Annotated in this window: 9 protein-coding genes and 1 pseudogene; 7 read left to right on the top strand and 3 right to left on the bottom strand. The window is 60.9% G+C overall.

Features of this window, described 5'->3' with window-relative positions; translation table 11 throughout:
* Positions 1-32 precede the first annotated feature (32 nt).
* Complete coding sequence (locus BMS17_RS24010; protein ID WP_175648995.1) at positions 33-1787, bottom strand: caspase family protein; 1755 nt, start codon at positions 1785-1787, stop codon at positions 33-35.
* Positions 1788-2406: 619 nt separating this feature from the next.
* Between BMS17_RS24010 and BMS17_RS30875 the strand changes: the two genes are divergently transcribed.
* From BMS17_RS30875 to BMS17_RS24035, 5 genes are all read left to right on the top strand, one after another.
* Positions 2407-4410 (top strand): aminotransferase class I/II-fold pyridoxal phosphate-dependent enzyme, encoded by a 2004-nt coding sequence (locus tag BMS17_RS30875; protein ID WP_046030440.1) that lies wholly within the window; start codon positions 2407-2409, stop codon positions 4408-4410.
* A 27-nt stretch (positions 4411-4437) separates the two neighbouring features.
* Positions 4438-5220 carry a transporter substrate-binding domain-containing protein gene (locus BMS17_RS24020; RefSeq protein WP_046030438.1) on the top strand — a complete coding sequence of 261 codons (783 nt, stop codon included), beginning with the start codon at positions 4438-4440 and terminating at the stop codon, positions 5218-5220.
* Between the two features lie 132 nt (positions 5221-5352).
* Positions 5353-6066 carry an ABC transporter permease gene (locus BMS17_RS24025; protein ID WP_046030435.1) on the top strand — a complete coding sequence of 238 codons (714 nt, stop codon included), beginning with the start codon at positions 5353-5355 and terminating at the stop codon, positions 6064-6066.
* Between the two features lie 5 nt (positions 6067-6071).
* Positions 6072-6770, top strand: coding sequence for an ABC transporter permease subunit (locus tag BMS17_RS24030; RefSeq protein WP_046030434.1), 699 nt, complete (start codon positions 6072-6074; stop codon positions 6768-6770).
* Positions 6770-7777 (top strand): DMT family transporter, encoded by a 1008-nt coding sequence (locus BMS17_RS24035; RefSeq protein ID WP_052961887.1) that lies wholly within the window; start codon positions 6770-6772, stop codon positions 7775-7777. Before BMS17_RS24030 ends, BMS17_RS24035 begins: the two co-directional genes overlap by 1 nt.
* Here the strand turns inward: BMS17_RS24035 and BMS17_RS30800 are convergent.
* Positions 7733-8218 (bottom strand): annotated as a pseudogene (locus BMS17_RS30800) (TetR/AcrR family transcriptional regulator); the annotation flags it as partial. The gene BMS17_RS24035 and the pseudogene BMS17_RS30800 overlap by 45 nt on opposite strands.
* A 173-nt stretch (positions 8219-8391) precedes the next feature.
* Between BMS17_RS30800 and BMS17_RS24045 the strand changes: the two are divergent.
* The gene (locus BMS17_RS24045; protein WP_077431927.1) at positions 8392-9408 is read left to right on the top strand and encodes a succinylglutamate desuccinylase/aspartoacylase family protein; all 1017 of its coding nucleotides are present in this window, start codon (positions 8392-8394) and stop codon (positions 9406-9408) included.
* Positions 9409-9539: 131 nt separating this feature from the next.
* Positions 9540-9920, top strand: a complete 381-nt coding sequence (locus BMS17_RS24050; protein WP_077431928.1) for a RidA family protein — start codon at positions 9540-9542, stop codon at positions 9918-9920.
* Between the two features lie 65 nt (positions 9921-9985).
* On the opposite strand, the gene BMS17_RS24055 is transcribed toward BMS17_RS24050, so the two are convergent.
* The gene (locus tag BMS17_RS24055; protein ID WP_046030430.1) at positions 9986-11698 is read right to left on the bottom strand and encodes an amidase; all 1713 of its coding nucleotides are present in this window, start codon (positions 11696-11698) and stop codon (positions 9986-9988) included.
* Positions 11699-11884 lie beyond the last annotated feature (186 nt).

Genomic DNA, 11884 nt, shown 5'->3' on the forward strand with positions numbered 1-11884 from the left:
TTGGATTTTCAGCGTTGCCGGGGAATAACGGCTTATGGAACAACTTTGCCGAGCAAATCCTTGGGTCCGACGATGGCCGGTTTCTGGTCATAACCCAGTTCGGCCAGGAGCTTGCCCGTCGCGCGAACCAGGGCATTGAACGTTGGCCGTTGTTTGGATGAGCGCAGCGTTTGGGCGAGTGCGTAAGTGAATGCACCGTACGAAATCACGCCGTGACGGTATTCATACGACAATTGGGATTCGCCACAGGCGTACATCAGGATCGGCAGAAACGGGCCGTTATGCTTATAAACAGCACGACGTTTGTTGTAGAGCTTGTCGTCGTACCCACGCTCGGCGATGGCTTGTCCGACTCGGCGAATGCCATTGCGATTGCTCACGGTATTGGCGGCTTCGGCCTGCTGTGCACTTTTGCGTGCCTGTTTGACCCAGTCGCGCTCGACCCACATCTGCAACTTGGCCTCCCAGCGCAGGGCGCGATGGCGGATGTCATCCGGCGGTGTCAATCCGCGGGCACGCCGTGCGCCTTCGCGCGTCATGCCGCCCGAATGGCAGCAATCGAAGATCGTAATGAACTGCGTGTCGTATGGCAGCTGGATGTATAGGTCGCGAAAGTCGTTGTCGACGATGGCGTGCTGCGGTGTCCAGTCGAAATCCCATGGGCACAGGCATTCGTCGATGCGATCGGCTTCGCCTGCGGCATTGGTATTGGGAATCTGCGCACCGTGCCCCGAGTAGAAGAGCACCCGGCGATCACCTGCCTGAGCATCGTCGAGCAGCCAGTGCAGGCGATCGCGAATGCCGGCCGTGGTGGCGCGGTCATCGAGCACCACGCGGATGTCATCCGGCGAGAAGTTCGATTCTTGCAGCAGCGAACTCATCAGAAACACGTCATTGACGCAGCCTTCGAGCCGGTCCGAAGGGTTGGGGTAATTGTTGATCCCGATCAGCAGGGCCTTGTCCCGCGAGCGACGGGCGGTGCGCGCCTTTGGCACTGCAAGCCCCAGTGACTTGTCGACAGCAAGCAGGCGTTTGTCGAATCCTCTGGCAAGGCCTGCCTGCAACAGGGGCCCCCATACATTGGACCGGGTTTCGACGTGGCCCAGATAGAACGTCGCATCGTGATTGAGCGCGTCGCCCGGCTTGTCGAACGGCGTCATGACCTGGGTGAAGTTTGCATCGCGCAAGTACAGCGGTGCGGTAAACACATGGTCGTGTTCGTTGTAGAGGTGATACCACTTGTACGCTGTCTCGATGCCTTCAATGCGCCCGCCGAACGTTTCGCGCACGGCGGGGTTGGCAATCTGCGAGCCGAAGGTGATCAACACACGATTGCTCATCAGTGACGAATCTCGCCGGAACGTGTCGTAGGCGACCAGCGTACCGAGGCTGTGGGCGCAGACGATGTCCGGCTGGAAATCATTGACGCGGTTGGCGAGGTCTTTACGCAATGTGGTTCGCAGCTTCTCGTCCGCCGTCCACTGCGCCACCATGCCGGCCGTCCAGCGCAGGCGATCGGAAAATTGCCCGATGCCGCGGTCGCGCCGGAACACGTCGCCAACCGAGTGGATCACGGAACTGGTCAGGAGTCGCAGCGTCGCTTCGGCAATTTCCGGCGCGCCGAGGCCGCTGTTTGCAAAACGCGCGTCATATTCGAAATAGTCCAGTTCGATGACGGCGTTCGGCGCCGCGCTCAGTACCGCGTTGGTAATGGCTCGCTTCCAGGATTGCTCAAAAGTCTCGTCCGCTTCCTCGTGGCCGATGCCATGCACGCACAAAATCTTCATTTCCATTTCCTTGTTGTCATGTTGAGTTTGCTGGCGTTTTTTAGGCAGGCGAACTTGGAGTCGTGGTCGAGGGAAGAGCGGTGCACGTTAATAACTAATCACTTGTTCGCATGTGGTGTTGAGCATATTAGATAAACAAAATCCGTCCGAAAGTTTTTATGAATATTCGGAATGAATGGTTTGTTTTTAATTTTGATAGTTGCTATGGGGGTGCAGGTCACGTTATTCGCTGCCTGTGGGGTCGGTAGGGTAGGGCTTTTGATATTCATGCTGGCGCGCCAAGTATCAATTTTTTATGGTGTATTACTTGCATTACAAATGCAGGATTATTTGTTTTAGGGCCGTTGTATTAATTGAAACTTCGACGGGGTGCTTGCGTTTTTTTTAAAACATTAACGGTTGTAATACACCCGCAAAGTCATCGGGGCTTCTACTCGCGACCCTTTTGTGTTCCCTTGCTGAAAAACGCCTCGACTGTCGTAAAAACGACCTGTTTACGCCGAACGCGAAGCATCGCGACTTTTCTGTTGAACGACTGTTCAGCTTCGACTATGTTGGTGGCCACCTCCCCGGCTGGTTGCGCGGGCTTGCGTTTCTTCATTTCGAACGAGGCACTGGCATGCGGTTTTCACCCTTTGTTGAGCGGATTTCAGGCGACGGTGTCGCCGCCTGGGATATTCACAATGCAGCCTTTGAAGCCCAGCGCCGTGGTGAGGATGTGATCATTCTCAGTGTCGGTGATCCGGATTTCCCCACACCCGATTTCATCACCGATGCCGCCATCGAAGCGCTGCGCGAAGGCGACACTCACTACACCGAAATCGCCGGGCGCCAGGCCTTGCGCGAAGCCATCGCCGCTCGCTACAGCCCGCTGTTCGACCGTGAGATGGCAGCGCCCAATGTCATCGTCGCGGCCGGGGCGCAGAACGCGCTGTTCATCACGTCGATGTGCCTGCTCAACACCGGCGATGAAGTGATTGCCCTCGACCCGATGTACGTGACGTACGAGGCCACACTCAAGGCGTCCGGTGCGACGCTGGTGCGGGTGCCGTGCTCGGCGGATTCCGGTTTCAGGCTCGATGCCGCTGTGTTGGCCAAGGCCATTACCCCGCGCACCCGGGCAATTTTCTTCTCCAACCCGAACAACCCCACCGGCGTGGTGCTCAACCGCGAAGAGCTGCAAGCCATCGCCGATCTCGCCATCGAGCATGACCTGTGGGTCGTGGTCGATGAGGTCTACGAAAGCCTCGCGTTCGAACGCGAACACCTCAGTCTCGCGGCGTTGCCGGGCATGGCCGAACGCTGCGTGGTCATTGGCAGTCTGTCGAAGTCTCATGCCATGACCGGTTGGCGCATCGGCTGGATCGTCGCCGCACCCGCCCTGATCGAGCACGCCGAAACCCTGGTGCTGAGCATGCTGTATGGCTTGCCGGGGTTTGTCATGGAAGCGGCGCTCAAAGCGGTGCAGGCCCACGACGACGTGACCCACGGCATGCGCGAGATCTATCGCCGTCGTCGTGATCTGGTGGTCGCGAGCCTGGCGGATTGCCCGGGCATTTCAGTGCTCAATCCCGATGCCGGCATGTTTGTGCTGGTGGACGTGCGCGACACCGGGCTGGCCTCGCTGGAGTTCGCCTGGCGCCTGCTGCGCGAGGCGCGCGTGTCGGTCCTCGATGCGGCAGCGTTTGGCGAACCCGCGCAAGGTTTTGTACGGCTCTCGTTCACCCTGGGTGAAGAGCGACTGGCCCAGGCTTGCCAGCGTATTCGCGATTTTGTCCTGGTGTTGAAAGGTGAGGTTCCACGGCCCGTAATCAGCCGCGTTACTTGTGAGGCAACCGTTGCACCGGTTGCGGCCAAGACCATGATCGAGGTCGATGGCCTGCACAAACGCTTCGGCAATATCGAAGTGCTCAAAGGCGTTTCCCTGACGGCTCGCGAAGGCGATGTGATCTCCCTGATCGGCGCCAGCGGCTCGGGCAAAAGTACCTTGCTGCGTTGCATCAACATGCTCGAAGTGCCGGATCAGGGGCGGATTCTGGTGGACGGCGAAAGCATCAAGCTCAACCACGACCGTCCCGGCGCGCCGCTGGTGTCTGACGCCAAACAGTTGGTGCGGATCCGTTCGAGCCTGGGCATGGTGTTTCAGAATTTCAATCTCTGGCCCCATCGCACGGTGCTGGAAAACCTCATCGAAGCGCCGACCCAGGTCCTGCGTGAAAGCCGTGCCGAGGCCACCGAACGGGCCGAAGCGTTGCTGGAGCGTGTCGGGCTGGCGGCCAAGCGCAACGAGTACCCGGCGTTTCTCTCCGGGGGGCAGCAACAACGGGTGGCCATCGCCCGGGCCCTGGCCATGCGGCCCAAGGTCATGCTGTTCGATGAACCCACCTCGGCACTCGACCCGGAACTGGTCGGCGAAGTGCTGCGGGTGATCCGCTCCCTCGCGGAAGAAGGCCGGACCATGATCCTGGTGACCCATGAGATGGCTTTTGCCCGCGATGTCTCTTCCAAAGTTGCCTATTTGCACCAAGGGCTGATCGAGGAAACCGGTTCGCCGGATGAAGTGTTCGTACACCCACGCAGTGAACGTTGCCGACAATTCGTCAACGCGCATCAGACTCGCTAATACATCATAAAAAGACGGGGAAAAATCATGGGAAATCGACGTTTGGCAAACTGGTTTACAGGCGCGGCCTGCTTGTTGCTGGCCGGCATGAGCGCGGCGCAAGCCCAGCCGATCAGGTTCGCGGTCGCGGCCGAACCGTATCCGCCGTACACCGAAAAGCAGGCCAACGGTGAATGGAAAGGCTTTGAGGTCGACCTGATCCACAAGCTGTGCAGCGAAATGAAAGCCGAGTGCGAGATCAAGGAAGTGGCGTGGGACGGGATCATTCCGTCGCTGCTGGCGAAGAAGATCGACGTGATTTTTTCCTCGATGTCGGTGACCGAAGAACGCGAAAAACAGATCGCCTTCAGCAAGGCCTACTACGACTCGGTGATCGCGATTGTCGGTCCGAAGGGCACGTCCGTTAAAAAGTACCCGGATGACCTCAAGGGCAAGACCATCGGCGTGCAGAACTCGACGGTCAGCGCCAGTTTCCTGAAGACCTACTACGAGAAAATCGCCGACGTTAAGTATTACGACACCCAGGACTCGGCCAACGCCGACCTGATTGCCGGCCGCATCGACCTGATGATGGCGGACGGCACGGCCATGGCGGCTTTCGTACAGACGCCGGATGCCAGCAACCTGGCCTACCTCGGCGCAGTGCCTTATGACCCGATCTTCGGCAAAGGTGTGGGCGCCGGCCTGCGCAAGGATGACACCGAGCTCAAGGCCAAACTCGACAAGGCCATCCAGGAACTGCTGGCGAGCAAGGACTATGACGACCTCTCCCAAAGCTACTTCGGTACCAGCGTAAAACCGACTTTCTGACCTCAACACAGATCCCTGTAGGAGCCGGGCTTGCCCGCGATGGGGCCCTCGAGGCCGCCCAAAAGCATCGCGGGCAAGCCATGCTCCTACAGAGGTAGGTGATGCCGTGAACGTCGCTAACTGGAGAGTGAAATGCCAGCAATGTTCGAGTTGATCAACTTCAGCGAGCAAGGATGGGGCGGTGCGCTGTTGAAGGGGCTCTGGATGACCCTGCAGATTTCGGCCGGGGCGTTTGTACTCGGGCTTTTGATCGGGCTGGTGGTGGCCTGCCTCAAGCTGAGTGCGCCCAAACCCATCGCGGCACTGATGCGCAGCTACACCACCTTGTTCCGCGCGGTTCCGGAGTTGTTGCTGATTCTCTTGCTGTACTACGTCGGCTCCATGCTCCTCAATTCGCTGATGACGCAGATGGGTTATGGCACCGTGGATGTCAGCGGCCCATTGGCGGCGATCGTGGTGCTGGGCCTGGTGCAAGGGGCTTACGCGTCGGAGATTTTCCGCGCGGCGATCCAGGCCATTCCGTTCGGCCAGATCGAGGCGGCCAAGGCGTTTGGCTTGAACGGCTTCGGCCTGTTCCGGCGAGTCACGCTGCCGATCATGGCGCCTTACGCAATGGCCGGGATGGCCAACTTGTGGATCAACCTGATCAAGGACAGCGCATTGATCAGCGTGGTCGGCACTAACGAACTGCTCTACACCGCCAAGCAAGGCGCGGGTTCGACGCGGCATTACTTGTTGTTCTACCTCACCGCCGCGGCGATGTATTACGCGGTGACACTGGTGTCCAACTACCTGTCTGGACGGCTTGAGCGACGCATCCGTCGCTGGATGCCTTTGGCTGAGTAAACGAAATGATTCCAGCGTGGATAATTGAATACGCGGCGCTGTTGGGCCGAGGGCTGCAAACGACCATCACCATCCTGTTGATCTCCAGCGTGTTCGGCTACGCACTGGCGGTGTTGGTGGCACTGGCGCGGATTTCAAAGAACCGGGTGATTGCCAAGGTCAGCCTGTTCTACACCAGCGTGACGCGCGGTACGCCGTTGCTGATCCAGATCTACATTTTCTACTACGGCCTCGGCAGCCTGTTTGCGCAGTTTCCGTTGATTCGCGGCAGCTTCCTCTGGCCGTACCTGCGTGACGGTTACTGGTACATCGTGTTTGCCCTGGTGGTGTCGGTAGGGGCCTATGTCGGCGAAGTGATTCGCGGTGGCCTATTGGCGGTACCCAAGGGTGAGATGGAAGCGGCGTCGGCCTTTGGCATGACGGCGCGCCAGTCCCTGCTTCGCGTGCGCTTGCCTCGGGCCCTGCGCTTGCTGTTGCCGACATTGGCCGGGGAGACCGTGATGCTCCTCAAGTCGACGGCGCTGGCCTCGACCATTGCCATTATCGATCTGTTGGGGGCCGCCAACGTGGTGCGGGCGCAGACGCTGCAAGTCTATGAGCCGCTGTTGCTGGTGGCCGGTGTGTATGTCTGCCTGACGTTCCTGATCGAGGCGCTGTTTGCCTTTGCCGAGCGGCGCGGGACGCCCGTGCGCAGGTCGGCGTAATGAGCACGACACGGATCGTCGACCGGTCGTTGCAAGGCATCGGCCTGTGCACGTTGGGTTATACGTTTCTGGCGTTGCAGGACGCCGCCATCAAATGGCTGGTCGCCGATTATTCGGTGGTCAGCATTCTGTTCTGGCGTGCGTTCGTGGTGGTGCTGGCCTGTCTGCTGGCGGGGCGGTTGCGCCTGGTCCAGCGCGCCTGGCACTCACCGAGCCGACGCTTGCTGGTGATGCGCGGGCTGCTGTCGATAGTGGCCTGGGTGTTGTATTACACGGCGGCCCGCGACCTGAGCCTGGCGGAAATGACCACCCTGTATTTCTCCGCACCGATCATGGTCACGGTACTGGCGGCGGTGATTCTCAAGGAGCGCGCCAGCGCGTGGCAGTGGGTCAGCCTGATCATCGGGTTTGCCGGTGTGCTCATTGCCTGTCGCCCCGGCAACATGACCGACCCGCTGCCGGTGGCGCTGACGCTGTTGGCCGCGGTGTGCTGGGCGTTCACCTACATTCAATTGCGCCAGGTGGATGAGCAGACATCCGTGCTGGAGCAGATGCTGATCACCAACGTGGTGTTTGTCATTTGCATGACAGTGGCCTTGCCCTGGACCTACACCCCGGCGCCGACCCCGGCCTGGCTGGGGATGCTCGGGGCCGGGCTGGTCGGCGGTATTGGTCAGTTTCTATTGTTCGCCAGTTTCCAGCGGGCCACCGCGACGTTGCTGGCACCGTTCGAGTACACCGGGCTGATCTGGGCGTTCCTGCTGTCGAGCCTGATCTGGGGCACGCTGATGGATGTGTCGCTGATGATCGGTGCCGGGCTGATCGCGGTCAGTGGCACCCTGGCGATGATCTTTGGTCGTCATCCCTCACACGACGTCGTCGGTGCTGAATGCTCCGTGACGCAGCCCCTTTATCCAGCAACGACAGATATGGAGGCCGTTGGCGGGGCTGAAGGTTTCGGGGTTCAGGCACCACTCGATCCAGAGTCCGTCGAGCATCGCCGATAAACCGATGGCGGCCAGGCGCGTGTCGTGGATCACGAACCCTTCGCTGGTTGCCATGTCATCGAGCAATTGGCGGAGCAGGTCGAGGTAGGCGCGATAGCTTTTTTCGTGGGACTGGCTGACGTGTTCGGAGTGACGAATCAGGCTCCAGAACACCACCCAGACGCCGAGCAGTTGCGGGTCCATGACCCGGGGCGAGAAGGAGCCGGTGAGGAAGGCGTCCATCTTTTCGGCAGGGGTGCCGGCCTGCTGGATTTCCTGGAGCAGGGCGGTGGTCAGTTCGCTGGCGATCTTTTGGTAGGTGTCGGCGATCAACGCATCGATGCTGCCGAAATGGTGATTGAGCAACCCTACGGACACGCCGGCTTCGGTGGCGATGCGACGCACGGAAATACCGGCGTGACCATCGCGCACCAGGCAACGCAGGGTCGCGGCAACCAGCATTTCGCGGCGTTCGTCAGGTTCGGCACGACGGTTTTTCGGGGCGGGGGTGGTCACACGCGAATCCTTGGGTGTATTGCCTGGTTCGCGAGCTTAGTTGAACGTGCGTTCAATCACCAGTCTCGACGCCGGCAATGCAGGTTTTTTAAACGTGGGTGACGCGGGAGGACAAACCGATGGCGCAGGATGTTTCGTTCAGTGTTCGCAACAATAACGGCGACGCGGTGCAGGTCGGTGCCTGGCGTTTCGAGGGCGATGGCAGTGGACCGACCGTGCACCTGCAAGCCGGAGTGCATGCCGATGAAATCGCCGGGATGCTGGTGCTGCATCTGTTGATGCAAAAGCTTCAGGTCGCCGATGCCCACGGTCGGCTCAAAGGCAGCGTGACGGTGGTGCCGCAAGCCAATCCGCTGGGCATCGGGCAGTTTCGCCAAGGCCGGCTTCTCGGTCGCTTTCATGACGCCACCGGGCACAACTTCAACCGTTCGTTCGACCAATCGGCGGCCATGGCCCAACCGTCGACCAGCGTTCAAGCGTGGCAAAAAAAACTGGTGCAACTGGCGGCGCCGGCACACATGGTGCTCGATCTGCACACTGATGACGAGGCGCTGCCCTACCTCTACGTTCACCGCAGTTTCTGGCCACGAGGCCGCGAACTGGCCGCCGCGATGAAGATGGAGGTGGCAATCATCTGGGATGACGGCGGCGATGGCTCCTTCGAAGAAACCATCATTGCGCCATGGCTGCGTGACGGCGTCACCGACCAGCGCATGGCCGCGACACTGGAGCTGCGCGGGCAGGGCGATGTCAGTGACCGGGTTGCCGAACAGGATGCCGACGGGTTGTATGCGTGGCTGTGCGGTTGCGGGGTCATCGACGAAGCGCTGACACCCGCTGACTGGCCCGTCGAGGCGATGGAAATGGGCCATATGGAAACCATTCTGGCGCCACAGCCCGGGGTGCTGATCTTCGAAAAAGAGCTCGGTGATTTCGTCGAGGAGGGGCAGCGCTTTGCGCGGATTCTACGGCGGCCGGGGGATCCGTCCTCCGAAGTGGTGCTGCACGCCGAGCAAGCAGGGCGAATGGTCACCCGCTATCGGGATCGGCTGGTGCCTCAGGGCATGGTGGTGGCGAAATTCACCGGCAGCCGGGTCTCGCGCAACTGGAGCGGCGGGTTGCTCGACCCTGACTAGGCCTCGTTGGCGAGTGTGGCGGCAACACCGCCCACTTTCACCACACGATCTTGAACAGCGGTGCGCCGTGGGGTTGTAAACTGCCCGCCTGATACGCGACAGCCCTTTACCCTTTCAAGCACGAGATCCCCATGGCAAACCAAGACATCACGTTCACCCCTGATCCAGACCAGGACTCCATCTCCTCCGACGTCGCCGGATTCGGCGGCCTGTTGGTCTCCACTCAGATTCCGACTCGCGCTGACGGCAGTCTGGAGTTGGGCGGCATCGTCGAGCAAAGCGAATGCACGCTGCAAGCGCTCAAAGTTGCACTGGAGCGCGCCGGCAGTTCGATGGATCGGGTGTTGCACCTGACCATCTACCTCACCGACATGGCCGACCGCGCCGCGTTCAACGAAGTCTACAAGCGCTTCTTCGCCAAACCGTGGCCGGTGCGTGCCGCTGTGGGTGTCGCCGCTCTGGCGGTCGAAGGCATGCGAGTGGAAGTCACCGCGATGGCGGCCAAGGCCTGATGCAGCAGAGAGTCTGAATGGTTGACCGGGGTTGGGGCGAGTACAGCCCCAATCCCGGTGTTCTTTTACGGGTGACCCGACAGCGGCGGGGTACGCGGGGGGATCATTCGCTTCGTCCCGGTCGCTTCAAACGCGGATGCCAGGCGCAGCAGCGACGAGTCGTCATAGGCGCGACCGGCAAAGGTCAAACCGACGGGCATGCCAATGTCCGGCATGACGCCCATCGGCACCGTGACCGTGGGAACGCCCAAGTGGCGGATGGCGAGGTTGCCGTTGGCGACCCAGACGCCATTGCTCCACGCGATGTCTGCAGACGCCGGATCGACATCGGCATTTGCCGGCCCAACGTCGGCGACCGTCGGAAACAGCACCGCATCGAGCCCCAGGCGATCCATCCACTCTTCAAGATCGATGCGCCGCGTGTGTTCAAGCCCACGCAAGCCATCCGGCACCGTGGTGATCTCGTTCCATGGCGTAATGCCGCGCTCGGCCATCCGCACATACTCGTCCATGCCGGCGGCAAGGTCGCCCTCGCGGTTGGGCAGGGTGCCGGGGTCGTGCGGGAAAATCAGCGGTCCGTCGACGTCGACCAGACGGTTCAATGTCGGGTCGCCGTTGGCCTGGAGAAAATCATCGAACGCCCAGGCTGTCAGGTCCCACAACTCGTGGTGCAGGAACTCTTTAGAGACAATGCCGCGATTGAACACGGTCGGCGCGCCCGGACGGTCGCCTTCGCAATTGGATACCAACGGGAAATCGACCTCGATGACTTCGGCGCCGGCGGCTTCGAGTGCCTGGCGAGCCGCTTCCCACAGTCCGATCACCGAGGCCCGGGTGTTGATTCGCTGCCCCGTTGGCCCGCCGATGCCCGGCGCTTCGCTGGTGCCTGCTTCCAGGTCCTTGTTGATGTACATGCGCGGCACGCCGAAACGCTTGCCGGCCAGTGCGTCAGGCTTCGCCGCCAGCTCGTGATAAGAGGCCGGGCGTACCGAGGTGACGCTCGGAATCGGCACCCAGGGCTGCATCCGCCACAGGTCGCCGCGGGTGTCGGGGTCTTCGGCCACGACCACGTCAAGCACTTCAAGCAGGTCGGCCATGGTTCTGGCAAACGGCACGACAACGTCCATGGTCGGGGTCAGCGGCCAGTTGCCGCGCACCGAAATCACCCCGCGCGATGGCGTGTAGGCGCACAAACCATTGTTCGAAGCGGGACCGCGTCCACTCGACCAGGTTTCTTCGGCCAGGCCAAACGCCGCGAAACTGGCAGCGGTGGCCGTGCCGGCACCGTTCGACGAACCCGAGGCGAACGGCGCAGTGAGGTAGTCAGCGTTGTACGGGCTTTCGGCGCGGCCATAGACCCCGCGTTGCATGCCGCCGTTGGCCATGGGCGGCATGTTGGTCTTGCCCAGGCAAATGGCGCCGGCACCGCGCAGCCGCTCGATGGTAAACGCATCGCGATAAGCGATCAGGTTGACGAAGGCCGGGCTGCCGGACGCGGCGGTCAGGCCCTTGACCAGATAACTGTCCTTGGCCGTGTAGGGGATGCCATCGAGTGGCCCCAGCGTTTCGCCTTTGGCCCGGCGGGCATCGGATGCCTGCGCTTCCTTGAGTGCGTCGGGGTTACGCACCACGACCGCGTTGAGGGCGGTGGGTGTGTCCGCACCGTCGTAGGCATCGATCCGGGCGAGATAAGCATTGACCAGCTCAACCGCGGTGGTCTGGCCGGATTCGAGCGCAGTGCGCAGTTGCGCAATGGAAACCTCGGTTACCTCAATCATGCTGTCACCGCCGACGGCTGGGAGACGTGGGATTTCGGAGCATCACTTGGCTGAAAATGGGTGTTCATATCAATTCTCGTTGCACTGCATTACGCGACAAGGGCTGGACGGGTGACCTGAGCGTCGCATTTTGGCATCAAGCCGGGAGCAGGGGAAACGCCCGGCAACTATCATGAGGCGGGTAAA

The organism is Pseudomonas sp. C9, from assembly GCF_002000165.1.
In the GTDB taxonomy this organism is placed as follows: domain Bacteria; phylum Pseudomonadota; class Gammaproteobacteria; order Pseudomonadales; family Pseudomonadaceae; genus Aquipseudomonas.